Origin of the sequence: Haloferax sp. Q22 (assembly GCF_001482285.1) — an archaeon.
GTDB lineage: Archaea > Halobacteriota > Halobacteria > Halobacteriales > Haloferacaceae > Haloferax.
In genome coordinates this window covers 1-25,024 of record NZ_LOEP01000022.1, presented here as the reverse complement: position 1 = coordinate 25,024, position 25,024 = coordinate 1, and the positions used below count along the sequence as shown (strand labels likewise).

26 protein-coding genes and 1 pseudogene are annotated in these 25,024 nt (G+C 69.4%); 15 read left to right on the top strand and 12 right to left on the bottom strand.

The window, feature by feature from the left end; translation table 11 throughout:
- Positions 1-36 precede the first annotated feature (36 nt).
- The 3 genes from galK to AM590_RS09630 form a co-directional block, all read right to left on the bottom strand.
- Positions 37-1,272 (bottom strand): galactokinase, encoded by a 1,236-nt coding sequence (gene galK / locus AM590_RS09640; RefSeq protein ID WP_058827296.1) that lies wholly within the window; start codon positions 1,270-1,272, stop codon positions 37-39.
- Entirely contained in the window at positions 1,269-1,850 is a 582-nt protein-coding gene (locus AM590_RS09635; RefSeq protein WP_058827295.1) for an MOSC domain-containing protein, read from the bottom strand. Before AM590_RS09635 ends, galK begins: the two co-directional genes overlap by 4 nt.
- Before the next feature lie 76 nt (positions 1,851-1,926).
- Complete coding sequence (locus AM590_RS09630) at positions 1,927-2,562, bottom strand: hypothetical protein (protein WP_058827294.1); 636 nt, start codon at positions 2,560-2,562, stop codon at positions 1,927-1,929.
- A 137-nt stretch (positions 2,563-2,699) separates the two neighbouring features.
- Here AM590_RS09630 and AM590_RS09625 point away from each other — a divergent pair, with 137 nt between their 5' ends.
- Both AM590_RS09625 and AM590_RS09620 read left to right on the top strand, forming a co-directional pair.
- Positions 2,700-4,448: a globin-coupled sensor protein gene (locus tag AM590_RS09625; RefSeq protein WP_058827293.1), complete on the top strand. Its 1,749-nt coding sequence runs from the start codon at positions 2,700-2,702 to the stop codon at positions 4,446-4,448.
- Between the two features lie 63 nt (positions 4,449-4,511).
- On the top strand, positions 4,512-5,666 hold the full coding sequence (locus tag AM590_RS09620) for an MBL fold metallo-hydrolase (protein WP_058827292.1): 1,155 nt from the start codon (positions 4,512-4,514) through the stop codon (positions 5,664-5,666).
- Between the two features lie 120 nt (positions 5,667-5,786).
- Here the strand turns inward: AM590_RS09620 and AM590_RS09615 are convergent, their stop codons facing one another.
- The 3 genes from AM590_RS09615 to AM590_RS09605 all read right to left on the bottom strand — a co-directional run bounded on the left by AM590_RS09615 (position 5,787) and on the right by AM590_RS09605 (position 7,051).
- Entirely contained in the window at positions 5,787-6,113 is a 327-nt protein-coding gene (locus AM590_RS09615; protein WP_004969999.1) for a 2Fe-2S iron-sulfur cluster-binding protein, read from the bottom strand.
- A 133-nt stretch (positions 6,114-6,246) separates the two neighbouring features.
- Positions 6,247-6,729, bottom strand: coding sequence for a universal stress protein (locus AM590_RS09610; RefSeq protein ID WP_058827291.1), 483 nt, complete (start codon positions 6,727-6,729; stop codon positions 6,247-6,249).
- 34 nt (positions 6,730-6,763) lie between these two features.
- Complete coding sequence (locus AM590_RS09605; protein WP_058827290.1) at positions 6,764-7,051, bottom strand: hypothetical protein; 288 nt, start codon at positions 7,049-7,051, stop codon at positions 6,764-6,766.
- 101 nt (positions 7,052-7,152) lie between these two features.
- Here AM590_RS09605 and AM590_RS09600 point away from each other — a divergent pair, with 101 nt between their 5' ends.
- Positions 7,153-8,796: a flippase activity-associated protein Agl23 gene (locus AM590_RS09600; RefSeq protein WP_058827289.1), complete on the top strand. Its 1,644-nt coding sequence runs from the start codon at positions 7,153-7,155 to the stop codon at positions 8,794-8,796.
- A 71-nt stretch (positions 8,797-8,867) separates the two neighbouring features.
- On the opposite strand, the gene AM590_RS09595 is transcribed toward AM590_RS09600, so the two are convergent.
- Positions 8,868-9,821, bottom strand: a complete 954-nt coding sequence (locus tag AM590_RS09595; protein WP_004043457.1) for a transcription initiation factor IIB family protein — start codon at positions 9,819-9,821, stop codon at positions 8,868-8,870.
- Between the two features lie 141 nt (positions 9,822-9,962).
- Between AM590_RS09595 and AM590_RS09590 the strand changes: the two genes are divergently transcribed.
- From AM590_RS09590 to AM590_RS09580, 3 genes are all read left to right on the top strand, one after another.
- Positions 9,963-10,946 (top strand): lamin tail domain-containing protein, encoded by a 984-nt coding sequence (locus AM590_RS09590; RefSeq protein WP_058827288.1) that lies wholly within the window; start codon positions 9,963-9,965, stop codon positions 10,944-10,946.
- A 222-nt stretch (positions 10,947-11,168) separates the two neighbouring features.
- Positions 11,169-11,564, top strand: a complete 396-nt coding sequence (locus tag AM590_RS09585) for a hypothetical protein (protein WP_058827287.1) — start codon at positions 11,169-11,171, stop codon at positions 11,562-11,564.
- Complete coding sequence (locus AM590_RS09580; protein ID WP_004977029.1) at positions 11,564-12,190, top strand: METTL5 family protein; 627 nt, start codon at positions 11,564-11,566, stop codon at positions 12,188-12,190. The genes AM590_RS09585 and AM590_RS09580 overlap by 1 nt, the downstream gene beginning before the upstream one ends.
- 51 nt (positions 12,191-12,241) lie before the next feature.
- Here the strand turns inward: AM590_RS09580 and AM590_RS09575 are convergent, their stop codons facing one another.
- From AM590_RS09575 to AM590_RS09565, 3 genes are all read right to left on the bottom strand, one after another.
- Complete coding sequence (locus AM590_RS09575; RefSeq protein ID WP_058827286.1) at positions 12,242-13,894, bottom strand: rhomboid family intramembrane serine protease; 1,653 nt, start codon at positions 13,892-13,894, stop codon at positions 12,242-12,244.
- Between the two features lie 144 nt (positions 13,895-14,038).
- Positions 14,039-14,317 (bottom strand): UPF0058 family protein, encoded by a 279-nt coding sequence (locus AM590_RS09570; protein ID WP_004969989.1) that lies wholly within the window; start codon positions 14,315-14,317, stop codon positions 14,039-14,041.
- Positions 14,318-14,375: 58 nt separating this feature from the next.
- Entirely contained in the window at positions 14,376-14,588 is a 213-nt protein-coding gene (locus AM590_RS09565) for a ribbon-helix-helix domain-containing protein (protein WP_004043463.1), read from the bottom strand.
- A 182-nt stretch (positions 14,589-14,770) separates the two neighbouring features.
- On the opposite strand from AM590_RS09565, the gene AM590_RS09560 reads away from it, so the two are divergent.
- From AM590_RS09560 to AM590_RS09545, 4 genes are all read left to right on the top strand, one after another.
- On the top strand, positions 14,771-15,364 hold the full coding sequence (locus tag AM590_RS09560; protein WP_058827285.1) for a sulfite oxidase-like oxidoreductase: 594 nt from the start codon (positions 14,771-14,773) through the stop codon (positions 15,362-15,364).
- A 154-nt stretch (positions 15,365-15,518) separates the two neighbouring features.
- On the top strand, positions 15,519-16,850 hold the full coding sequence (locus tag AM590_RS09555) for an isochorismate synthase MenF (protein WP_058827284.1): 1,332 nt from the start codon (positions 15,519-15,521) through the stop codon (positions 16,848-16,850).
- A gap of 77 nt (positions 16,851-16,927) precedes the next feature.
- Positions 16,928-18,676: a 2-succinyl-5-enolpyruvyl-6-hydroxy-3-cyclohexene-1-carboxylic-acid synthase gene (gene menD, locus AM590_RS09550; RefSeq protein ID WP_058827283.1), complete on the top strand. Its 1,749-nt coding sequence runs from the start codon at positions 16,928-16,930 to the stop codon at positions 18,674-18,676.
- Positions 18,677-18,714: 38 nt separating this feature from the next.
- Positions 18,715-19,239 (top strand): hypothetical protein, encoded by a 525-nt coding sequence (locus tag AM590_RS09545; RefSeq protein WP_058827282.1) that lies wholly within the window; start codon positions 18,715-18,717, stop codon positions 19,237-19,239.
- Positions 19,240-19,260: 21 nt separating this feature from the next.
- Here AM590_RS09545 and AM590_RS09540 read toward each other — a convergent pair whose 3' ends face one another.
- Both AM590_RS09540 and AM590_RS09535 read right to left on the bottom strand, forming a co-directional pair.
- Positions 19,261-19,779, bottom strand: coding sequence for a hypothetical protein (locus AM590_RS09540; protein WP_058827281.1), 519 nt, complete (start codon positions 19,777-19,779; stop codon positions 19,261-19,263).
- Positions 19,772-20,236, bottom strand: coding sequence for a hypothetical protein (locus AM590_RS09535; RefSeq protein ID WP_058827384.1), 465 nt, complete (start codon positions 20,234-20,236; stop codon positions 19,772-19,774). Before AM590_RS09535 ends, AM590_RS09540 begins: the two co-directional genes overlap by 8 nt.
- A gap of 120 nt (positions 20,237-20,356) precedes the next feature.
- On the opposite strand from AM590_RS09535, the gene AM590_RS09530 reads away from it, so the two are divergent.
- The 5 genes and pseudogenes from AM590_RS09530 to AM590_RS09510 all read left to right on the top strand — a co-directional run.
- Positions 20,357-21,274 (top strand): 1,4-dihydroxy-2-naphthoyl-CoA synthase, encoded by a 918-nt coding sequence (locus tag AM590_RS09530; protein ID WP_058827280.1) that lies wholly within the window; start codon positions 20,357-20,359, stop codon positions 21,272-21,274.
- 126 nt (positions 21,275-21,400) lie between these two features.
- Positions 21,401-22,618, top strand: coding sequence for an ABC transporter substrate-binding protein (locus tag AM590_RS09525; protein WP_058827279.1), 1,218 nt, complete (start codon positions 21,401-21,403; stop codon positions 22,616-22,618).
- 1 nt (position 22,619) lies between these two features.
- Entirely contained in the window at positions 22,620-23,615 is a 996-nt protein-coding gene (locus AM590_RS09520) for an NAD(P)/FAD-dependent oxidoreductase (RefSeq protein WP_058827278.1), read from the top strand.
- A 179-nt stretch (positions 23,616-23,794) separates the two neighbouring features.
- A complete protein-coding gene (locus AM590_RS09515) occupies positions 23,795-24,733 on the top strand; it encodes a 1,4-dihydroxy-2-naphthoate polyprenyltransferase (RefSeq protein ID WP_058827277.1) in 939 nt (312 codons plus the stop codon).
- 2 nt (positions 24,734-24,735) lie between these two features.
- Positions 24,736-25,024: pseudogene (locus AM590_RS09510) on the top strand (o-succinylbenzoate synthase); the annotation flags it as partial.

The following is a 25,024-nucleotide window of genomic DNA, read 5'->3' as shown; positions in this document are numbered from 1 at the left end:
TTTTCCGAGACTCCACGCGGAGCCGTCGGCTTGCGCTTACTCCTCGCCGACCAGCCGAACGCCGGCCGACGGGCGGCAGGCGAACACGTCGGCGTCGGGACCGACGCGCTCGGGAGCGGCGTCTCGAATCGCCCGCGCCACCCGGTCGAGCGCGTCGCCGTCGACCAGCGCGACCGCGCTCCCGCCGAAGCCGCCGCCGGTCATCCGCGCGCCGTAGACGCCCGGCGTCTCGGCGGCGAGTTCGACCGCCGCGTCGAGTTCGGGACAGCTCACCTCGTAGTCGTCGCGCAGGCTCTCGTGGGCCGTGAGCATCGCGTCGCCGACGCGGTCGAGGTCGCCGGCGACAAGCGCGTCGCGGGCGCGACGGACGCGCTCGTTTTCGGTCACGACGTGTCGAACCCGGCGGCGGTGCATCGGGTCCAGCGCGTCGGCGTGGGCGTCGAGGAGGTCACGGTCCACGTCGCGCAGGGAGTCGAGTTCGCGGTCGGCGACCTCGCGGAGTCGGTCGAGCGCCGCCGCGCACTCGCGGACGCGGTCGTTGTAGCCCGATTCGGTCAGTTCGTGGGAGACGCCGGTGTCGATGACGAGGACACCGACACCGGCACCGACGGGCACCGACTCGAACTCGCGGCTCCGGCAGTCGAGAAAGAGCGCCGAGTCGGCTTCGCACAGCGCCGCGGAGAACTGGTCGAGGATGCCGCATTCGACGCCGACGCCCTCGCGTTCGGCCCGCCAGCACGCCAGCGCGAGGTCGGCGGTAGGGAGGTCGCGCCCGGAGACCGCGAGGAGCGCGCGGCCGACAGAGAGTTCGAGCGCGGCCGACGAAGAGAGCCCCGCGCCCGTGGGCACGTCCGAGGCGATGGCGAGATCCGCGCCGCCAACCGGGTCGTCCTCGCGGAGGACGCGCGCGACCGCGGCAACGTAGGCCGCCCATCCGTCGGGGTCGTCGTCGGGTGCGAGTTCGGCCGTCTCGCCGAAGTCGGCGGCGCGGACGCGAAGCAGGTCGTCGCTTCGGGGGCGGGCCGCGACAGCGACGTGGCGGTCGACGGCCATCGGGAGGCAGAGGCCGTCGTTGTAGTCAGTGTGGCCGCCGACGAGGTTCACGCGGCCGGGAGCGACGGCGATCGTTGGGGCCGCGCTCACGGGCGAGTCTACGGCCGACGCCGAGGTGTCGCCTTCGTCCCGGAGCGACGCGAGCGCGGCCTTCGCGCGTTCCACCGGGCTTCCGTCGTCGTCGCCCACCACGTCGTCGAGAACGTCGTCATTCGTCATTCGTGGCCGTCTCCGTGTTCCTCGTGGCTCGTCGCGGCTTCATCGTCCGCGACTCGCTCACCGCCGAGTCGCTGGGCTATCTGCCGGCCCAGTTCACGCGGGTTCGCCTCGGTCACGCGGAGGTCGTCGCCGACGGCGACCCGGCCGGGCGCGAGCACGTCCGCGCAGATGCCGCCGCGGGACTCGCGGAGGGCCTCGCCCACGTCGTCGTCGCCGACGAGGTCCGCGAGGTACGCGCAGGGCGGCCTGAGCTTCGTCCCGCGGAGTTCGGCCCCGCCGAGTTCGAACGTCGCATCGAGCAGGTCGGCGAGGTCGACGCCGCGGACGACGACGTTCCGTCGGTGTTGGCCGTCAGCGAGGTCGAGGTCGTACTCGTGCTTCGCGTCGTCCAGCACCGCGGCGTCGACGAGCGTCACCTGACAGCCGTCGGTCGCCGAGTAGAAGCCGTCGCCGTCGGCGTAGCGGTCGCCTTCGATACCGCCCTCGGCGACCGCGACGGTCTCGTGGGAGACCATCGGCTCCCCCTTCGACGGCGCGGTGTACAGCGCTTCGACGCGCCCGCGAACCTCGGAAGTCATACCTCCGGCTACCACTCGGGGACACGAATAGGTTGGGTCGGCGACGCGGGGCGGTTCCGGGCGTCCTCGGCTCGACTCAGCAGAGCGGCTTCGGGTCGACGCCGAGTTCGGCGAGGCCGTCGGCGTAGTCGTCGTAGGCCAGTTGGACGACGTACTCGGCGACCATCCGGGCGCGCTCCCAGTCCTCGTCGGTCTCACAGCGGTCGGCCAAGAGGTCGAGACCGGTCGCAAGCGTCTCCTCGGTCTCGGCTTTCAGGTCGCGAAAGAGGTCGGCGCGGGGCTCGTCCGCCTCGTTGACGAAGAAGCCGATGACCTGCGTGTGTGTGCGAATCGAGACGAGGCCGCGGCCGACCATCCCGGCGGCGGCTCGTTCGACCGTGTCCTCGCGCCCGCGGAGGTACGCGTGCATCACGCCCGGTTCATCCGGGAGGTCGACCTCCTCGCCGAGCGCGTCGAGGACGCGGTCGAGGTGTTCGGCCTCTTGGGCCGCAGTGGCCTCGAAGGCGGCTCTCGCTTCCGCGTCCGTCTCGTCGGCGGCCCACGCTTCGAACGTCCCGCGGGCCGCGTGCTCGGAGTACGCGGCGGCGCGGAGCACCGCCGGCTCGGAGAGGTCTGCATCGGTCAGCGCCAACAGGAGCTTCGACGAGCCGAGTCGGTCGAGTTGCGTGCGCTTCGCCGTCTCGACTGACTCGCGGAACGAATCGGCGTCCATACCGTTCATCGGTCCGCCAGTCACCTGAACATTCGGACCGGTCCACGAGTGTGGGCTTTTCATGGCAATCCGTTCTGGTATCATTCGTGATATCGAGCGGAGAGGGTTGAAATACTGGTGTCTGTTGAGAACGGTATATGACGGACTCCTCGGGACCGGTCGACGCCAGCGCACGAGCGCGCGTCGACGGGAATGCGCTGCTCTCGCAGTTGGATATCGACGCGGCGGAAATCGACCGCCGGAAATCGTTCGTTCGCCTCTCGGAGGGAGACGAACGTCGCCTGCGCGACCTCGAACCGCTCTTGGACGAGTTTGCGGACGAGTTCGCGGCGGAGTTTTACGACCACCTCGGCGAGCACGCGACGACGAAGTTCTTCGGTCGCTCGACGAAGAACACGGAGATGCTGCAGGCCGACCAGGCGGCGTACCTCCGCGAACTCGGCCGCGGCGAGTACGGCGAGGACTACTTCGCGAAGCGGGCGCGAATCGGGAAATTACACGATATGATAGGCCTCGGGCCGAAGTTCTACCTCGGGGCGTACTCGGTCTACTACGAGGGCATTCTCGGTGCTGTCGCGGACGAGGTGAAAGCCGAGTTCACCGGCGGCGACACGGCCGGAAGCGACGCCGATATCGGTGCCGATGACGACGACGCCGACGGCCTCCTTTCGGGACTTCTCGGTAGCGCGTCCGGCGTCCCCAGCGGTCTCCGCGGCGGTGACGACCAGGTCGAAGACGCCGTCGACGAGGTCGTCGCGCGCATCCTCCCCGTGTTGAAGCTCCTGTCTCTCGACCAGCAGGTGGCGATGGAGACGTACATCCACTCGTACAGCCGGGCCGCGCGGGAAGCCGCCGAGCGTCGGCGCGCCCTCGCAAACGAGGTCGAAGCCGACGTGAGCGAACCGGTCGAGTCGCTCCTGCAGACCTCCGAGGAAGTCACCGAGCGGACCGACGACATCGAGACCACGGCGCAGGCGCAGGCCGACGACATGGCGACGGTCGCCGCCGAGGTGTCGGATATGAGCGCGACCGTCGAGGAAATCGCGGCGACCGCGGAGGAGGTCGAGCGGACCAGCGCCGACGCCGCCATGCGCGCCGCCGAGGGCGAGGACGCTGCCGACGAGGCCATCGACGTGATGCGCGACGTGAGCGAGGCCGCCGAGACGGCCTCCGAGGACGTCCAGCAACTGCACGACCAAATCGCGGAGATAGACGAGGTGCTCGACGCCATCAACGACATCGCGGAGCAGACGAACCTGCTCGCGCTCAACGCCTCCATCGAGGCCGCCCGCGCCGGCGACGCGGGCGAGGGGTTCGCCGTCGTCGCCAGCGAGGTGAAGAACCTCGCAGAGGAGTCGCAGGCCCGCGCCGCCGAGGTCGAAGGCACGGTTGACCAAATCCAGACCGAGGCGCAGGAGACCATCGAGAGTCTCTCGCAGACGACCGGGCGACTCTACGACGGCATCGACCGCGGCGAGGACGTGATGGGGAGCCTCTCGGACATCTCGGCGGCGGTCGAACAGGCAACTGTCGGCGTCGGCGAAGTCGCCTCGGCGACCGACGACCAAGCCGAGAGTGCCGAGCAAATCGCCCGCATGGTCGACGACGCGACCGCCCGCGCGACCACCGTCTCGGACCAAATCGGCGACATCGCCGACGCCAACCGCTCGCAGACCGAACAGGTGCTCTCGATTCGCGACGCGGCCGCGCGACTCGGCGGCGGCGAGACGGGCGGCGCTGGCGCGGTGGGCACGCCCCTCGAATCGAACTCCGACACCACGACAACCGGCGGTGTTGACGGTCCGCCGGCCGGCGTCCTCGACGAATCCGGTTTCGACGAACCGCCCTCGAACCGCCTGAGCAACGACGGCGGAACGTCGGAGTAGCGGACGCTCTCCTCGTTTCGGTCCGCGTAGCGTTCTTGCGGCCGGCGCGCGTATGGTGTCCGTATGACTCCCGAGGAACTCGCGAGCCGACTCGCCCGCGGCGACCCGACGGCGGTGCTCGACGTACGCAACCGCGACGAGTTCGAGGCGTGGCGCGTCGACGGCGCGTCCGTGACCGCGACGCAGATTCCGGCGATTCGATTCACGCAGGCCGAGATTCGCGGGACGGTCGACGAACTCGCGGCCGAGTTCCGAGACGCCCCCTCGCCGGTGGTCGTCGTCTGCGCGGAGGGCCGGTCGAGCGCCCACGTCGCCGACCTACTCTCCGAGGCCGGCGTCCCCGCGGAGAATCTCGAAACTGGCATGGACGGCTGGGCGCGCGTCTACCGCGCCCGCGAACTCCCCATCGGCGACGCGGACGCGACGGTCCTCCAGTACGACCGCCCCTCCAGTGGCTGTCTCGCCTATCTCGTCGTCGCCGGCGACGAGGCGGTCGTCGTCGACCCCCTTCGGGCGTTCGCGGACCGATACGTCGAAGACGCCCGCGAGCGCGGTGCGGAGGTCGTCGCCGCCGTCGACACGCACGTCCACGCCGACCACGTCAGCGGCGTCAGAGCTGTCGCGGAGCGAACCGGCGCGACCGCCGTCCTCCCGGCGGGCGCGACCGACCGCGGCCTCGACTTCGACGCGCGACTCGTCGCGGACGGCGAGGCCGTCAGCGTCGGCGACGCGGAACTCGTCGTCGTCCACGCGCCGGGACACACGACCGAGATGACCGCGTTCCGCCTCGGTGACCTGCTTCTCGCCGGCGACAGCCTCTTTTTACAGAGCGTCGCCCGACCGGACCTCGAAGACGGCGACGAGGGCGCACCTGAGGCCGCGAGGCGGCTCTACGCGACGCTCACGGAGCGGTACGGCGAGTTCGCGGACGACACGCTGGTCGCGCCCGCCCACCGCGGCCCACGGGAGGTTCCGACCGAAAACGGCGCGTACGTCGCCGAGCTCGGGACGCTCCGGAAGCGACTTGGGGCGCTCTCGATGGAGGAGGCGGCGTTCGTCTCGTTCGTCTGTTCGGACATGCCGCCGCGACCGGCCAACTACGAGCGAATCATCGAGACGAACCTCGGGCGCGACTTGCTGTCGGACGAGGAGGCGTTCGAAGTCGAGTTGGGGCCGAACAACTGCGCGGCGACGAGTGAAGGCGAGAGCACGGCGTGAGACGCGGTCTGCGGGGAGACCGCGGGCCGAGCGCCTGTGTCGGGCCGGCGCATCGGCTCGGTGGCGCGATGCAAAGCGGAGAACGCGGGCCGGCGGTCCGGCCCCGGAGAGTACCCGTCGTCAGTCGTCGTCCGCGGCGGTGCCGGCGGCCGCGGCGTCACCCTCGATACTCGGCGGGTAGACGCCGCGGTCGAGTTTGAGGTCGCTCTGCGGCCGGGCCATACAGGTGAGCGCGAAGCGCTCTGCTTCCTCGTCGGTCAGCCCGCGGGCGGCGGGCTGAGTGACGTCGCCTTCGAGAATTTCGGCGGAGCAGGCGAGGCACATCCCGACGCGGCAGGAGTACTCCTGTGCGATGCCCTCCTCGATGCAGGCCTTGAGAATAGTCTGCTTGTCGGAGACGGTGATAGTCTCGCCCGTGCCGACGAACTCGACGGTGTACTCGGTCATACCGCGGCGTATGAGCGACCGCACCAAAACTGTTTATCAAACCCGCGGCGACCTCGCCGCCGACCGTGCGGTCGAAGCAGGCTGCCGAGCGCGGCGCGAACACGCGAACGCGCGACTCGCGCCCGAGTCCGGACTACTCCTCGGCTTCGGCGTCCGTCTCTTCGTCCACGGCGTCTGCCTCGTCTTCTTCGTCGTCCAACCGGATGGTGAGCACCGGCACCGGCGAGGTGCGGACGACGCGCTCGGTGACGCTCCCGAGGAGATAGTGGCTCAGCCCCGTGCGACCGTGCGTGCCCATGACGACGAGGTCGATGTCGTGATCGTCGATGTACTCCCGGATGGAGCGGTAGGCGGTCCCGGTGACGACCTCGGCCTGCGCGTCGATACCGGCCTCCTCTGCGGCCGCGAGAACGTGTCGGGTCGCGGCGTCGCCCTCCCGTTCGAGGGCGTCGATGACCACGTCCGCGCCGGCGTCGAGCGAGGTGTAGATGCTGGTGTCGACGACGTACAGCGCGTGAATCCGCGCGTCGTAGGTCTTCGCGAGGTCGAGGGCGTGGTCGATGGCGCGTTCGGCGGCCCTGCTTCCGTCGGTCGGGACGAGGATTTCGCTGTACATGACGAATTGTACTTAGTTCGGAACGCGGTTAATACTACTCCTCGTTCCCGTCGTCTCGGAACGACAGGACGGCCTCCTCGCACGTCTGCAGTCCGTCGATTCGCTGGGTCTCCTCGTCGAGTTCGACCGTCTCGACAACCGACCAGCCGGCGTCGTCCTCGTAGGCGATAGCCTTGACCCACCCCTCGGTGGCGACGAGCAGGCTGCGGGCGGGGCCGTCGTCCTCGACGGCGACGACGAGTTCGAACGCGTCGGCGCGGTTCAGCGAGGTCAACTCCTGCGGTTCGAGGGGGCGAGCGGGTAGCGACTCGATGAGCGACATATCCGAGTGCTACCGGTCGGCGGGGATGACGCTTTCGAAGGGGCGGGCCGCCGGCCTTCCAAGTCGTAACCTTTCTGCCGTCCGGCGCGCCACGTCACCTCATGACTCCCTCCCGCGTCGGTCGGCGGCCCGACCGAACGACGCTCGCCGTCGTCGCGCTCGCCGCCGCGGCACTCGTCGTCCGCCTCGTCGGCCTCGGCGACCGACCGCTCCACTGGGACGAGGCCCGCGTCGGCTACTGGAGCCTCCGGTCGCTCGAAACCGGCTTCTTCTCGTACCGCCCCGTCGCCGGCGGCCCGCTCGTCTATCACTTCTCGCGACCGTCGCTCGCGCTGTTCGGCGCGACCGACTTCGCGCTCCGCCTCCCGTTCGCGCTCTTTGGCGCGGCCCTCCCGCTCGCGGCGCTCCTCTTCCGCGGCCGCCTCGCCGCCGACGAGACCGTCGGGTTCGCGGCCGTCCTCGCAGCGAACCCGATTCTCGTCTACTACGGCCGGTTCGCCCGCGGCGACGTGCTCGCGGTCGGCTTCGCGCTCGTCGCCTTCGGCTTCGCGCTCCGCCTCGTCGACGGCGCGGGGCGGCGCAACGCCTACGGACTCGCCGCGGCCGTCGCGCTCGCCGTCGCCTCGTCAGGGCTCGGCATCGTCGCGCTCGGCTGTCTCGCCGTCGCCGGGTTCTTGGTGTTCGACCACGCGGCGCTCCTCACGTCGGCGCGCCCGGCCGCGATGCGCCTCGGCGAGTACGCCGCCCGACTCCGCGGTGCGGCGACCCCCGCGGCCCGCGCGCTCCTCGTCTTCGTCGCATTCTACGTCTTCGCGTTCGCCCCGCGGGCGGGCGGCACCGACGGCGCGGGTCTCTACACGCCGGGGACGATTCTCGGCGCAATCGATGCGGCGCTGTTCGGCTCGGTTCGCCGCTTCGTCGGCGTCCGCGTCGTCGACCGCTATCCGGAGGGGACCCACGAGTACCTCCCGTACTTCGGCGACCTCCTCGGCGCGCTCGCGCTCGCGGCGCTCCCGGTCGTCCTCCTCGGTGCGGCGGTCTTCCTCGTCGACCGCTACACGGCCGGCGGGCCGCGGTCGGAGGTGTCGGCGGCGGTCTACTGGGCCGGCGCGTCGCTGGTGTTCGTCCCCATGCTGACCGAGGTGTCCGCGTCGTGGCTCGGCGTCTACGTCGTCGTCCCGCTCGCGCTCCCGGCGGGTATCGGCCTCGCGGCGCTCGTCCGCTGGGGTCGCAGCGCGTTCGACTCGCGGGACGTGCCCCGCGTCGCGGCCGCGGTCATCGTCCTGCTCGCGCTCGTCGCCCAGACCGGCGCGGTGGCGACGACCGAGGTGTACGGTCCGAGCGATCGCGACACCGAACTCGCACACTTCGCACAGCCGTCCAGCGAGTTCTCGTCGTTCCGCGACAATCTCTCCGCGTGGGTCGGGCCGACCGACGACGAGGGGCCAGAGGTGCTCTACTACGGGAGTTCGATGTACGTCGCCGACGGCGCGGCCGACTACCCGCCGGTCCCCGACGCGTGGGGCGAACAGCTCCCGATGGCGTGGTACGTCGAGCGAATCGGCGCCGACTCGACGGCGGCGGCGACGCCCGAGGCGCTCGAAGCCCGGTCGTCGGTGCCGCCGGTGGTCATCGCGCCCGCCGACGAGCGCGGGACGGTCGCGCCGCTCCTCGACGGGTACGTCGCACACCAGTACGACACCGGCCTCTGGGGCCGGTCGGTCGTGGTGTTCGTGAAAAGCTGAAACTGAGTGTCGCCGACGTCGTCAGTCGGTGACGGTGAGCCGGGTCGTCGGTCGGGTTGGCGGGCCGACGCTCAGCGGAAGCCCATCGCTTCGATCTGTTCTTGGTAGCGGTTCCGGATGGTGACTTCCGTCACCTGCGCCACGTCCGCGACCTCGCGTTGGGTCTTCTTTTCGTTGCAGAGAAGCGATGCGGCGTAGATTGCGGCGGCGGCGAAGCCAGTCGGCGACTTACCCGACAGCAGGCCCTGTTCGGCGGACACGTCGATAATCTCGGTCGCCTTGGCCTGTACCTCTTCGGAGAGGTCGAGCGCGGAGGCGAACCGCGGGACGAACTGCTTGGGGTCGACGGGCTTGAGTTCGAGACCGAGTTCCTGGGAGATGTAGCGGTACGTGCGGCCGATTTCCTTCTGCGGGACGCGCGATACCTCCGCGACCTCGTCGAGCGACCGTGGGATTCCCTCCTGACGGCAGGCGGCGTAGAGCGCCGACGTGGCGACGCCCTCGATGGAGCGCCCGCGAATCAGGTCTTCGTTGAGCGCCCGTCGATAGATGACCGAGGCGACCTCGCGGACCGACCGCGGGACGCCAAGCGCCGAGGCCATGCGGTCGATTTCGCTGAGGGCGAACTGGAGGTTGCGTTCGCCGGCGTCTTTCGTCCGGATGCGCTCTTGCCACTTGCGCAGACGGTGCATCTGCGAGCGTTTCTCGGACGAAAGCGAGCGACCGTAGGCGTCTTTGTCCTTCCAGTCGATGGTCGTCGTCAGCCCCCGGTCGTGCATCGTCTCCGTGATGGGCGCACCGACGCGCGACTTCGACTGCCGCTCGGAGTGGTTGAACGCCCGCCACTCCGGGCCGCGGTCGATTTGTCGCTCATCGAGGACGAGACCACAGTCGTCACACACCAGCTCCCCCTGGTCCGCGTCCGTGACGATCTGGTCAGACCCACACTCCGGACAGTTGACTTGCTCGTCCTCTTGTGCCGTTGCCTCCTCCTCTCGCTGACGCTGCCGGCTCGGACGTTCCATTAAAAGGTTTCTGGTGGAGCGTGAATTTAAACCTTTGTAACAGAAATATGATAAAGGCCGCAGTCTGGCGATTCGACGAGTTCGGATTCGGGCAATTGGGACGCATCTACTTATACGGTTCCCTGACTAACGGTGAATCGAATGGTCAGACGTGCTACCACGACACTCGTTGTCGTCGTTCTCGCGGTTCTCGCGGGCTGTCTCGGCGGGGGCGGCGTGGACGCGCCGGCGACGGTCGAATCGACCGCGACGGAGACGGCGTCGCCGACGGCGCAGTCGGGGTCGCCGACGGCCGCAACCGCCGCGGGCGACGTGACAGTCGAGGTGGTCGAGGTGGTCGACGGCGACACCATCAAAGTCGTCATGCCGGACGGCGCGCGCGAGACGGTTCGGCTCCTCGGCGTCGACACTCCCGAGGTCCACGCCGAGAACACGCCCGACGAGTTCGAGGGCGTCCCCGAGACCGAGGCCGGCCGGACCTGCCTCCGGGCGGCCGGCGAGAACGCGAGCGCCTACGCGAAGTCCCGGCTCGCCAACCGAACCGTCGAGCTCCGCTACGACGAGAAAGCCGGTGAGCGCGGCTACTACGGTCGGCTCCTCGCGTACGTCGTCGTCGACGGCGCGGAGTTCAACTACGACCTCATCGCCGAGGGCCACGCCCGGTTCTACGAGAGTTCGTTCGAGGACCGCGAGCGCTACGAGCGCGCCGAGCGCGACGCTAGAGAGCGCGGGGTCGGCCTCTGGTCCTGTGCGACCGAGGGGTCGGCCGCGGGAGGCGCGGACGCGACCACCGACGACGGCCTCTCGGTCTCGGTCGTCGCCGACGCGCCCGGCAACGACAACGACAACCTGAACGAGGAGTACGTCACGCTCCGGAACGACGGCGACGCGACGATCGACCTCTCGGGATGGACCGTCGCCGACGCGGCGGGCGCGACCTATACGTTCGCCGAGGGGACCGAACTCAGCCCCGGCGCGTCGCTGACGCTCCACACGGGGTCGGGAACCGACACCGACGAGGACGTCTACTGGGGCCGCGGCGGCGCGGTGTGGAACAACGGCGGCGACACGGTCACGATTCGGAACGCCACCGGTGTCGAAGTGCTCGCGTACACGTACGGGTAGAGATCGAGAAGTCGGCGACTGCGGGAATTGCCCGCGCGGGGTCAGGGGGAATGGGGGTGGAGCGTGTGCCCCCACGAGCAGTACGGTACCAATCGGCATCATTCTCTAGACTGTCATATCTGCGCGATGAATCCGCGCGTCATCGGCTGTTTCCCGCCCCGACGGATTACTACTGCGCATTTACAAAGATATATACATAACCAAAGGAAATGTGTGTGCAACATGAGCACGCTCGAATCCTCGTCCGTCGAAGCCGCACTCGTCGCCGGCCGTCCCGCTGACCTGACCCCTGTCGTCCTCGATGCCGCGGGGCTGGAGTCGACTGCCCCCTCGCACCTCCGCGACCTGAAGGCCGAACTCGCCGAGGAGGGCTACCTTCCGGCGGAACTCACCGTGGAGGCCTGTTTCAGCGAGGACGACCCCCTCGCGGTGCAGTCGGAGTCCGAGCGCCTCCGCGAGTACGTCCGCGCCGCCGCGTTCCTCGGCGTCGGGCGCGTCGCCGTCGACGTCGCGGAGTGCTGTCGCCCCGACGACGCCGAGTCGGCGCTCGCCGCGCTCGGCGAGCGCGCCCGGCGCGAGGGTGTCGCTTTTGAGCTTCGAGGTTCCATCGACGGCTGATGGCAACCAAGGCCGCGCTGGAAGCGCAGTTGGCGGTGGTCGCCGGCTTCGAGAACCCGAAGGTCTCGCTCGAACAGTATCCGACGCCGCCGGACCTCGCCGCGCACCTCGTCCACCTCGCGGACCTCCGCGGCGATATCGAGGGTGCGACGGTCCTCGATTTGGGCTCCGGAACCGGCATGCTCGGACTCGGCGCGGCGCTCCGCTCGCCCGCCCGCGTCGTCGGCGTCGAACTCGACGACGCGGCGCTCGAAACCGCGACCGATAACGCCCGCCGCGTCGGCGCGAGCGCCCCCATCGACTGGATTCGCGCCGACGCGACCCGCCTGCCGCTTTGTCTCCCCGACGACCGGCAGGTCACGGTGCTCATGAACCCGCCGTTCGGCGCGCAGCGGGGCAACGAACACGCCGACCGCGCCTTCCTCGAATCGGTCGCGTCGGTCGCCGACGTGTCCTACTCGGTTCACAACGAGGGAAGCAAGGAGTTCGTCGAGTCGTTCGTCGCCGACGCCGGCGGCGACCTCACGGACGCCTTCCGGGCGACGTTCGACCTCGACCGCCAGTTCGACTTCCACGACGAGGACCGCCGACAACTCGACGCCGAAGTGTTCCGCATCGAGTGGTGAGGCGGTCGTGACCGCGCCGTCGTCAGCGCCCGCGTCGACCGCGGACCTGACCTAATTGTACGTTTCCTGTCGCGCGACCCGGACTTTCGTCCCCCGCGACTCGGCGAAGACGAACGACTTCTCTCGGACGAACCGAATGCCGTCGAGCGTCGTGCTCGCGTTCTCGGTCGGCATCGGCCCCCTGACGGTCCCGCTGTCCGACGACACCTGTATGTCGTAGCCCGTCGCCGTCGGCACGACTGAGATGTTCCGCCGGGAGACCACCGGTTCGGCCCGGACCGGACCGGTCTGGTAGGCCAACCGCGCCTCGCCGTCGGCGACGAGGAACACCCGGTAGGCGGTTCCCGCGCCCGTGACGACGTAGCCGTCGCGGACCGCCGTCACCCGTTCGCGCCAGCCGAGGCCGCCGAGCCTAACCGTCGACTCGCCGTCGAACGCCAGCCGACTCGTCGAGACGGCGGTGGTCCAGATGCCGCGCCGCTCGCTTCTGACGATGACCCCGGAGGTGTTGGTCGTCGTCGACTCGCCGAACAGTTCGATGTCGAAGACGGCGGTCAGCCCGTTCGGCACGTCCTCGGCGTAAGTCACGTCGTAGTCCCTGACCGAGACGCTCTCGCCCGGCAGGTCGTCGCCGCTCGCGGTGAACGTGTTGTACAGCATCGCCGGTCCCGACAGGGCCGCGACGACGACGAGGAGAACGGCGACGCCGACCTGCCAGCGGCGGGCCGAAAACAGCGAGTTGTCGGGCGCGTACTCTCGGAGCGGCTTGTCGGAGGCCGCGACCGTCAGCGCGACGATGGTCGCGAGCGCGACGACGAGCGCGAAGCCGACGGCGCGAAACAGCACGTAGGTCTCGCCGCCGCGGTACCAGTAGACCGCCCACAGCGACTCGCTCACGGAAAACAGGAGGATGCCGGCGAAGCTCCGGAGGGCGGGCGGGTTCGACCCCTCGCGGCGGTGGCTGAGCCACACGCCGAGGAGGACGCCGAACAGGAAGCCGATTGCGTGGCCCTGAATGGCGATTTGCGACCACCACGGCGTCGAGAAGATAGGACGGGCCGACGAGACGACTTCGGGCGAGAGCATCGCGTTGTAAAACAGGCTGACGACGCGCCCCGAGACGAACGCCAAGATAGTCGTCAGCGGCCGGAAGACGAGCGCGAAGCCGGCGAACGCGAACACGACGCCGGAGAAGCCGACGACCGGGCCGAGCGCGAAGACGGAGGTCAGAAGCCCCACGCCGACGACGACCGCGGGGAAGACGACCAGCGACCGGACGTAGGGATTCTCGCGGGCCGACCCGAACGACGTGGACCCCCGACGCGTCGGATAGTGTCCCCACGCGTACTCCGCGACCGGCGCGAGCGTGAGCGTGCCGACGAGGTTGCCGACGAGGTGGCCGGCGCTGGAGTGAGCGAACGCGGCGGTCAGCATCCCGGTCGGGTAGAAGTACGACCACGCCCGGAACGGGATGACGATGGGCCGGTACCACGACGACCAGCCGTCCTGCACGACGAGATAGACGAGGAGGACGCCGCCGGCGCTGACGAGCGTTCCGAGCGGGAGACCGAACAGGAAGCGCCGCCGGAGCGCCGCCGAGAACCGAGTCGGTCTGTCGACGACGGCGAGCGCGACGGCGGCCGCGAGGAGCGCGAGGAGCGCGGCCAACCGCTGGAACGGTATCCAGCCCGGTATCTCTAGCATTAGCTACCTGTGTCGTACGAATGGGTGATAAAGAAACCCGCGGAGAACTGCTTGAGAGGTGCTAGCGAGCGACACGAATCCGACGGCGAGTGACGGCTCAGCGCCGGGGGGTCGGTCGCGGGGCGCGCTGCGGCGGACGGGCGCTCAGATTTTTCCTTCGGCGTCGTCGGCCAGTTCCTCCATGCGCTTGCCGACGCGGCCCGCGCTGGAGAACTCGTCGTCGCTCATCGCAGTCGCGAGGGCGTTTCCGAGCACGAACACGGCGTGTTTGTGCTCGCTTTTCGATTTGTGGACGTGGGAGGGCTCGACGGCAAGCTCGTCGTAGGGGTCGAACAAGCTCGAATCGACGTGCTCGCGGGCCGAGAAGTGGTCCTTGATGATAACCATCTGTTCGTGCAGCTCCAGCAGTTCGTCCTTGTGCATGAGCGTTGGTTAGGCGCGAGGGCGGTTTAAGCGTTATTGGGGGATACTGTCACTCGGCTCAGAAGACGTACTCGTCTTCGTGACCCATCATCCCGTCGTCTTCGTACGCGCGGTCCTCGTCGGACATCGGACCGCTGGTCTTGTACGCGCGGATACCGGTCGACAGCAGGTCCTCGATAGCCTCGTCGCGGTTGACGAACTCGCCCTGTTCGACGAGTTGGACGATCTGCATCTCCAGGTGTTCCGGCACGGTAATCTCTACTTTGGGCATCTGAACGTCCGTCGCTTTGGAAGGGCCGTATATAACTCTACCGGGGGAATAATCGGGTTTTCCGAAGGTCGTTCCGGCGAACGCGAAGCTCCGCTTACCTTCGGTTAGTGTGGCCGTCCCCCCGGTCGTCGACGGGTGTCCGGAGTCGTTAGTGATAGGTGCGTCGGGCCGAAGATTCGACCATGGCCAACGACGTGACCCACCTCTACGAGGAGTTCGGCGACGACCGACTCCCGCCGGGCCAACGCGAGACCCAGCGGTTCCCCGTGCTCTCCAAGAGCGGCACGCCCTCGTGGGACCCCGAGACGTGGTCGTTCGAGGCGTGGGGCGCGGTCGAGACCGAACTCGACCTCTCGTTCGACGAGTTCCGCGACCTCCCCGCCGAGATGCAGGTACAGGACTTCCACTGCGTCACCGGCTGGAGCAAGTTCGACTGCGAGTTCGAGGGCGTCACGTTCCCGACGCTCGCAGACGCGGTCGGCGTCGACGACGACGCGGTCCACGTGATGTTCCACGCCATGGACGGCTACACGACGAACCTGCCTCTCGACCAGTGCATGCGCGACGAGGTCATGTTCGTCTGGGGCTACGACGGCGAGGACCTGCCCGCCGACCATGGCGGCCCCCTTCGGGTCGTCACCCCGCACAAGTACGCCTACAAGGGCGCGAAGTGGGTCTCGGGCGTCGAATTCCTCACCGAGCCCGAACGCGGCTACTGGGAGAAACGCGGGTACTCGAACACGGCGAACCCGTGGAACGAAGAGCGGTACAGCTGAGCTGATTTTTCAGCGTTTTCGGCGGTCGCTTCGCGTCCGAGCCACCAGCGTTGTCGTTCGGTGGACAGATGTGCGCGTCTCACTGTCTCCCTCCGGGGCGACGGGCGGGACAGAAGGGAGAGTTTCAAGCGTCCCCGGTCCTGACCCACGGTCGATGGAACCGTTGCGGACAGACGAGATGGGGACCCATCTCGTCAGCAGGTCGGTTCGACTGTCTGCGCCGCCCGTCTCGGCGTCGCTCGCGACGATGCGCCGCCCGCGGGCGCTGTGGACCGCCCCCGACGAGCCGACAGTCGTCGGTGGCGGCGTCGCCGTGGCCGTCGAGGCCGACGGCCCTGAGCGACTCGCGCGCATTCGAGAGTCGGCCACGGCGCTGTTCGACGGCGCTGACGTTGACGCCTCCGACGCCGCCCGCCCGCGATTCTTCGGCGGCCTCGCCTTCCACGAGGAGGCGACCGGCCGCGACCCGTGGGCCGACTTCCCGGCCGCGCGCTTCGTCGTCCCCGAGGTGCAAGTCGCCTTCGACGGCGACGACGCGTGGCTCACGGTCACCGCCGTCGGCGCGGACGCCGATCCGGAGATCGTCGGCGACCGGCTCGACGAGGTCCGCGAGACGCTCGAATCGCTCGACGACGAACCCTCCGAGGGGCCGCCGGGCGTCGCGGACCGTCACCGAACGACCTCGGTGGAGGCGTGGCACGAGAGCGTCGATGCCGCGGTCTCTCGCATCCGCGCCGGCGACCTCCAGAAGGTCGTCCTCGCGCAGGCGCTCGAAGTCGAACTCGACCGCCCCGCCGCCGCGCCCGACCTGCTCGCCCGCCTCGGCCGGACGTACCCCGACTGCCACCGCTTCCTTGTCGAGCCGAACGGCGGGGCGAGCTTCCTCGGCGCGACGCCCGAGCGACTCGTCTCGCTCCGCGGCCGCGAGGTGGAGACCGGCGCGCTCGCCGGGACGACCGGCCGCGGCGACACCGAAGACGAAGACGAGTGGCTGGCGAACGAACTGCTCGGAAGCGAGAAGGACAACCACGAACACGAACTCGTCGCGGAGACGATTCGGGAACAGCTCGCGCCCCTGTCGGCCGACATTCGCGTCGGCGACCGCGGGATTCGGAAGCTCGCGACCGTCCAGCACCTCTGGACGCCCATCGACGCGACGCTCGAACGCGACGAACACGTCCTCTCGCTCGTGGACGCGCTCCACCCGACGCCCGCGGTCGGCGGCCTCCCGCCGGAGGCCGCCCTCGACGTGATTCGCGACACCGAGCCGTTCGACCGCGGCTGGTACGCCGCACCGGTCGGCTGGTTCGACGCCGACGGCGACGGCAGTTTCGCGGTCGCTCTCCGCTCGGCAATCGTCGAGGAGACGCTGGCGACGCTCTTTGCGGGCGTCGGCCTCGTCGCCGACTCGGACCCCGACGCCGAGTGGGACGAGGTGCAACTGAAGTACCGCCCCATCCTCGACGAACTCGAACGCGACGGCTGAGTTCGGGACCGACGACCGGCGTCGGAGCCGACGACCGACGTTGATTCGATTCAATCCGATTTGACGACATAGACGAGATGACAGCACCGAACCGAAACGCCCTCTGGGCACGGACCTTCGCCGACGAACTGGCACGCACCGGCATCGACGCGGTGTGCATCGCACCCGGCAGTCGCTCGACGCCCCTCACGGAGGCGTTCGACCGCCACGACGACATCGAGACGTTCTCGCACCTCGACGAGCGCTCGGCGGCCTACTTCGCGCTCGGTCGCGCCCGGCGCACGGGCGAGGTGACGCCCATCGTCTGCACCTCGGGCACCGCCGCGGCCAACTTCCACCCCGCGGTCATCGAGGCGTCGCAGGCCCGCGTGCCGATGCTCGTCCTCACGGCCGACCGCCCGCCGGAACTCCGCGACAGCGGAGCCAACCAGACCGTCGACCAGGAGAAGCTCTACGGCGATGCTGTCCGCTGGTACAAGGACATGCCCGAACCGGAGGCCACAGACAGGAAACTCCGGAGCCTCCGGACGACCGCCGCCCGCGCCGTCTCCGAGGCGACCGGCGTCGACGCCGGCCCCGTCCACCTCAACTTCCCCTTCAGAAAGCCGCTCGAACCGACGTACGTCGAGGGCGACGTGCCCGCCGACCTCGACCCCGAGGCGCTCGACGGTCGGAGCGGGAGCCGACCCTACGTCAAGACGACCGCGGGCGCGCCGGAACTCTCCGAGGACCACCTCCGAAAGCTGGCCGACGACCTCGCGGCCGACCGCGGACTCATCGTCGCCGGCCCTGCCGACCCGCCGGGATTCAACGCCGAGGCCGTCGCGGCGTTCGCCCACGCGACCGGCTTCCCGGTCGTCGCCGACCCGCTTTCGGGGCTCCGATTCGGCGGCCACACCCGGACGACGACTGTCCTCGGCGGCTACGACGCCTACCTCGACGAGCGCGTCACCGCCGACTGGCCCGACCCGGAGGTCGTCGTCCGCATCGGCGCGTCGCCGACCTCGAAGGCGCTCCGGAAGTACCTCGCGCGCACCGATGCCCGACAGTATCTCGTCGACCCGACGGGCCGCTGGCGTGAGGCCGAGTTCGGCGCGACCGACCTCGTGGAGGCCGAGCCCTCGGTGCTCGCGTGGCGGCTCTCGCAACTCATCCGCAACCGTCCCGACGAGTCGTGGAACGCGCTGTGGACCGATGCGGAGGACGCCTACTGGAGCCTTGTTGACGACGAGACCGACGCCTTCGAGGGGCGGCTCGCGGCCGACGTGGCCGACCTCGCGCCCGAGCCGTCGACGCTGTTCGTCTCGAACTCTATGCCTGTCCGCGACCTCGACCGCTTCGCGCGCCCCTCGACGAAGTCCCGGACGGTCCTCGGCAACCGCGGCGCGTCCGGCATCGACGGCGTCGTTTCCTCGGCGCTCGGAGCCGGCTCCGCGGCGACCGACCACCTGACGCTTCTGACCGGCGACCTCGCGTACTACCACGACATGAACGGCCTGCTCGCGCTCGGTCGCCTCGGCGTGGACGCGACTATCGTCCTCGTCAACAACGACGGCGGCGGCATCTTCCACATGCTCCCCATCGAGGAGTACGAGCCGCCCTTTACGGACCAGTTCAAGACACCCCACGGCCTCGACTTCGAAGCCACCGAGGACCTCTACGACCTCTCGTTCGCGTCGGTCGACCCGGATGGCTTCCGCGACGCCTACGCCGAGTCGGTCGCCACCGACGGCACCGATGTCATCGAGGCCCGCACCGACGCCGAGTCCTCGCACCGCGTGCGCGAGCGCATCGCCGAGCGCGCCGTCGAGCAACTGTCCGACTGACCGACTGACTTTTCTCCCGCGCTCCGAATCGTGGCGATGTGCCCTCCGCTCTCTTTCGCCAGTACCGCGGCAGCGTCTACGCCGTGGCCGGGTTCCTCGGCGTCCTCGTGTTCGCCTACGCGGCCGTCGTCACGAACGAACCGCTCGCCGGGGTTCTCGCCGGTGCGACCGTCGTCTTCGGCGTGGTGCTTCTCTCGGACCTCGCCGAGCGCGGCTACCCCTCGGCGCTCGGCCGCCGCGGAACGCTCGCGCTCGTTGCAGTCGTGGTCGTCTTTCCCGTCTTCTGGTTCGTCGTCCAGCGCCCCCTGACCGGCGTCGGTCTCGCGCCGCTCGTCGCGGTGGCCGTGTGGGGACTCGCGCGGTTCAAGGCCGTCGGCTACCCCGAGTCGATGGGTCGCCGTCGGTCGCTCGCCACCGCCTTCGTTGGGACCGGACTCGTCGCGTACGGGTCGCTTGCCGGGGCGACCGCCTTTCTCGTCGGCATCGCGGGCGCGATACTCGTCGGGCTAGCGTCGTGGCTGACGAGTCCGCGCGGCCCGCTTCGGGGCAGACTGGCTGACTAACTGGCTGACTCACTTACTCACTCACTCCACGTCGGCGGCTCGCCCCGAGGTGTCCGACTCCGTCCACCGCCCGACGAGCCGACCGGCCGCCCAGTAACAGCCGGCGTCGAGGACGACCGACAGGCCACCGATGACGCCCCCGACGACGCTCGCGGCCGCGACGCCGATGAGCGCGATGAACGCCAGCGACACGAGTGTCGCGCCGTTCAGAACCGCGCCGACGAGGAGCAGTCCGAAGAGGAACGCGGCCCCGATGAGCGCGCCCGCCGCGAACCCGCGGAGGACGAGTCGCCACAGTCCGCGGAGGCCGTTTCGTAGGTCTTCCAGCCCGCCGTCCGCCAGCGCCCACCGGGTCGCGGCCGCGGTGAGGAGCCACAGATAGGCGAAGACGGCGACGCCCTGAGCCGTCCCGAAGCCGGCGAGTTCGCCTTCGAGCGCGCCGCTCGCGTGCGCCGGGAGGAGCCCGACGAGACTCAGGGCGACGAGGTTGAACGACGAGACGATCCACGCCTCGGAGCGGCCGGCGGCGGCCTCAGCCATGCGCCAACACCTCCGCGAGCGCGACGAGGACGAGGAGCGCGGCGGCGGTCGCCCCGTAGCTCTTCGCGAGGAGTGAGCGCCCGGCACCCGCCGGGTGGTCTCGTCGGAGCCTGAACACGGCGAGCGTGCGGACGAACGACCCGAGGACGAACGCGGTCACCGCGAGGAGCTTCGCGGTCAGGAGCGTCCCCCAGCGCCCGGACGGTCCGGGCGGGCCGAGCGCGCCGAGGTTGCCGACGCCGGTGACGACCATCGCGCCCATCACCGCCCAGAAGACCCACTCATAGGTGGCCGCGAGCGGGGTCGGGTCGCCGACGACCGCAGCCGAGCCACCCGCGTCCTCGCTCCCAGAATCGGGTGCTCTGAGCGCGCCCCACGCGAACGCCGCGCCGCCGAAGACGAGGGACATCCCGACGACGTGGACGAATCTGACGAGCAGGGTAGTTGCGGCCGACATGCGCGAGAGTCGTTCGCGCATTGACAAATAGTTCCGGGCCGAGCGGAGAACGCGGCGGGGTTCGACCCCGAACCGCGGCCGCAAGCGAATCTTTTTGCGCCGCCCGCGCCGCCTCTCGGTATGGTCTCGGAGATTTTCGACCCCGACCGCTGGGAGCCCGTCCCGGGGTCCGACGAGTTCGACGACATCACCTACCACCGCGCCGTCGACGTGCCGGCGGTCCGCATCGCGTTCGACCGCCCCGAGGTCCGAAACGCCTTCCGACCGGGAACCGTGGACGAACTCTACGCCGCGCTCGACGACGCCCGAAAGCGCGCGAACGTGGGTTGCGTCCTCCTGACTGGCAACGGCCCCTCCGAGAAGGACGGCGGCTGGGCGTTCTGTTCCGGCGGCGACCAGTCGGTCCGCGGCGGCTCGGGCTACGAGTACCGCGACGACGACGAGGCCGACGCCTCCGACGATCCGCTCGTCCGCGAGGCGAAGGCCGGTCGCCTGCACATCCTCGAAGTCCAGCGGCTCATCCGCTTCATGCCCAAACCCGTCGTCGCCGTCGTGCCGGGGTGGGCCGTCGGCGGCGGCCACTCCCTGCACGTCGTCTGCGACATGACGCTCGCGTCCGACGAGCACGCGAAGTTCCTCCAGACCGACCCCGACGTGGCCTCCTTCGACGGCGGCTTCGGCTCCGCGTACCTCGCCAAACAGGTCGGCCAGAAGAAGGCCCGCGAGGTGTTCTTCATGGGGAAGACCTACTCCGCCGAGGAGGCCGTGGACATGGGCATGGCGAACGAGGCGATTCCCCACGAGGACCTCGAAGACGTGGCGCTGGAGTGGGCCGACGAGATGACGAAGAAGTCGCCGACGGCCATGCGCATGCTCAAGTACGCCTTCAACATGACCGACGACGGCATGGTCGGCCAGCAGGTGTTCGCCGGCGAGGCGACCCGACTCGCCTACATGACCGAAGAGGCACAGGAGGGCCGCGACGCTTTCCTCGAAAAGCGCGAACCGCGCTTCCGCGACTACCCATGGCACTACTGAGGGCCTGACGGAACCGACGCTATCGGGCCACAGCCGCGCCACCGGGCCGGAACTCGTTGGGGTGTCATGGTTTAGGCACGCCGAAAAATAGGAACGCTCTTATACATTTAGGTTAGCCTAAACCCCATGGACGAGAAATCCACCGGGCGGGAGGGACTCACGCGACGCAACTACATTCGGTACGGCGGCACGGCTCTCGGGGCCGGGATGCTGGCCGGCTGTACGTCGGACTCGTCGGGGAGCGACGAGACGACCACCGCGGCCGAGACGACGACCGAGGTAGCCACCGAAACGAGCGCCGAGACGGAGACTCAGACCACCGAGGCGGACTCCTCGTACTCGGTGACGATGGAGCCGATGGGCGAGGTCACGTTCGACTCGGTCCCCGAGTCGTGGGCCGCCTACGACGGCGGCTACGCCGACATGGCCGTCGCGCTCGGCGTCGGTGACGGGCTGACGGGGGTCGGCGGCGCGGGGCGGTACTACACCTACGTCTACGACGAACTCCCCGGCGTGAGCGTCGACCGCGAGCAGGTCGAGGCGTACCCCGAGGTCCGGACGAAAGAGGAGTTCTACGAACTCGACAACGACGTCCACCTCTACGACCCGAATATGCTCATCAACTGGTTCGACTGGGACCAGGCGGACGTGGACGAAATCGCGGAGAACGTCGCCCCGTTCGTCGGCAACCTCGTCTTCCGCCGCTCGGACGGCTGGCACGACTACCGCTACTACACGCTCTACGAGGCGTTCGAGAAGGTAGCGCAGGTGTTCCAGCGCGAGGATCGCTACGAGGCGTTCGAGGCGCTCCACGACGAGTTCATCGCGGAGATACAGGCGGAACTGCCGCCGGCGGACGAGCGCCCGAACGTCTTTCTCACCTTCGAGGGGACGACCGAACCCGAGATGTTCTCGCCGTACCGCCTCAACGACAAGGGGACGAGCAAAAAGCAGTGGAACGACCTCGGCGTCACCGACGCGCTCTCGGGGACCGACATCGAGAACCTCAGCACGACCAACCGCGGTGAACTCGACTACGAGAACCTCCTCGAAATCGACCCCGACGTGATTCTCGTCCGCGGCCACGAGCGCAAGACGCCCGCGGAGTTCCGCGACACCGTCCTCGCGTACATGGAAGACCACCCCGTCGGCGGCGAACTGGCGGCCGTCCAGAACGGCCGGGTCTACCGCGGCGGCTACCTGTTCCAGGGACCGATTCACAACCTGTTCCTGACCGAGCGCGCCGCGAAGCAGCTGTACCCCGACGTGTTCGGCGACGTGACGGGCGACGCCGAGCTGTTCGACCGCCAGCGCGTCGCCGACATCGTCAACGGGGAGTTCTGAGATGGCGGACGCCGAGCGCTCGGGAGAGACGGCGACGGAGACCGCGACAGGCCCCGATGCCGTGGCGTTCGACTACGACGTGGCCATCGTCGGCGGCGGGCCGACGGGCTGCTCGGCGGGCGTCTTCACCGGCCGGTACGGCCTCGACACCGTCGTCTTCGACCGCGGCCGGTCGTCGCTCCAGCGCTGTGCCTATCTGGAGAACTACCTCGGCTTCCCCGGCGGCGTCGACATCGAGACGTTCTACGAACTCATCCACGACCACGTCGAGGAGGCCGGCTGTGACCTCGTTCCGGACCTCGTCGAGGCGGTCGAACCCGTCGGGGGCGACGCGGCCGGGACCGAGACGGCGGACACCGACGACGCGGACGCCGCCGGGCCGGGCTTCGAGGTCACGACGCAGGATGGCGAGACCGTCACCGCGAGGCGGGTCGTCGCGGCCGCCCGCTACGGCGGTGACTTCCTCGAACCGCTCGGCGACGACGAGATGTTCGTCACCTACGAGTACGACGGCGAGACGCGGACGAAGTTCGACCGCGACTACGCCGACATCGAGGGCCGAACACCAATCGACGGCTTGTACGTCGCCGCGCCGGTGAGCGAGGTCAACGTGCAGGCAATCATGTCGGCCGGGCAGGGCGCGCGAGTCGGGCGGTCGGTCATCACCGACCACCGTCTCGAACGGGGCTATCCCGAGGACCTCGCGCGCCACTGGGACTGGATACGTCCCGAAGCGGAACTCGCCGACGAGGAGACCGCCCGCGACGACTGGCGCGAGCGGTTCGATAGCCGCGTCCCCGACGACTGCGACCTCCCCGAGGAACGACTCCGCGAACTCCGCGAGGCCGACGTGGAGCGCCAACGCGGGATGTACGTCTCCGAGGAGACGGTCGAAACCCGGGCCGAGCGGGGTCGCGAGCGGCTCGCCGACCATCTCGGTGTCGACGCCGATTCCGCCCCCGTCTCCGATTCGGATTCCGGCTCCGATTCCGAATAGCGAGGCACCGCCCCAGTCGGTCGGTGACGGCGATGACCACGTCGTCGCCGACGTCGGGCGCGACTGTCTCGTCAGGACCGACGCGCGCGCCGGGCCACCGTGTTCTCCCACCCACCGCCTCGGCGTCGCGCGCTTTCGGATAGGAACTTACTCACTGCTTCGGCCCTCGTATGCAGACAATGAGCACGCAGGACATCTCTCGCAGGCGGGCGTGGGTGATGGCGTCGCGGCCGCAGACGCTCCCGGCGGCCGCCGCGCCGGTCGTCGTCGGCACCGCGGTCGCCGTCCACGCCGACCTGTTCGCCCCGCTGCCCGCGCTCGCGGCGCTCGTGGGCGCGCTTCTCATCCAGGTCGGGACCAACTTCGCCAACGACTACTACGACGCGGTGCAGGGCGCGGACACCGAAGCCCGCGAGGGCTTCACCCGCGTCACCGCGGGCGGACTCATCCCGCCGGCCGAGGTCAAGCGGGCGATGTACCTCACCTTCGCCGCCGCCATCCTCCTCGGCACCTACCTCGTCTACGTCGGCGGCGTGCCCATCCTCGTCATCGGCCTGCTCTCTGTCGCCTCGGGCATCGCCTACACCGGCGGCCCGTACCCCCTCGGCTACCACGGCCTCGGAGACCTGTTCGTCTTCGTCTTCTTCGGCCTCATCGCCGTCGTCGGAACCTTCTACGTGCAGGCCGCGAGCGTCCTCGCGGCCCCGCTCACCGTCGGGATTCCGGAGGGGACCGTCACCGTCGTCGCCGTCCTCGCCAGTCTCCCCATCGCGGCCATCTCCACGAACATCCTCGTCGTGAACAACGTCCGCGACAAGGAGGAAGACGCGACCACGGGCAAGCGGACGCTCGCGGTCCGGTTCGGCTACGGCTTCGCCCGCGCCGAGTACATCGCCATGCTCGCGCTCGCCTACGTCGTCCCCGCCTACCTCTGGACTCGCGCCGGCTTCGACTGGTTCGTCCTTCTCCCCATGTTCTCGATGCCCGTCGCGGCCCGCATCGCGCGGACGGTCGTGACCGAGACGAAAGGCGAGAAGCTCAACCCGGCGCTCGAAGACACGGGCAAACTCCTCGCGCTCTACGCCGTCCTCTTCTCGGTCGGCCTCGTCCTCGCGTGACGATGCGCCTCCGCGAGTTCGCCGTCGACCTCCGAACGCCGCTTTCGACCGCCAGCGGCGATATCGAGCGCCGCGAAGGGCTCCTCGTCGCGGTCGACGTCGCGGGCGAGACGGGCGTCGGCGAGGCGACGCCGCTTCCGGGCTGGACCGAGTCGCTCGCCGACTGCCGCGACGCGCTTGTCGGCCTCGCCGAAGGCGACGCCGCGGGCGAGACGGACCCCGAATCCGCGCTCGGGGACGGGACGCTCGCGGACGCGCCCGCGGCGAGACACGCCGCCTCGCTCGCCGTCG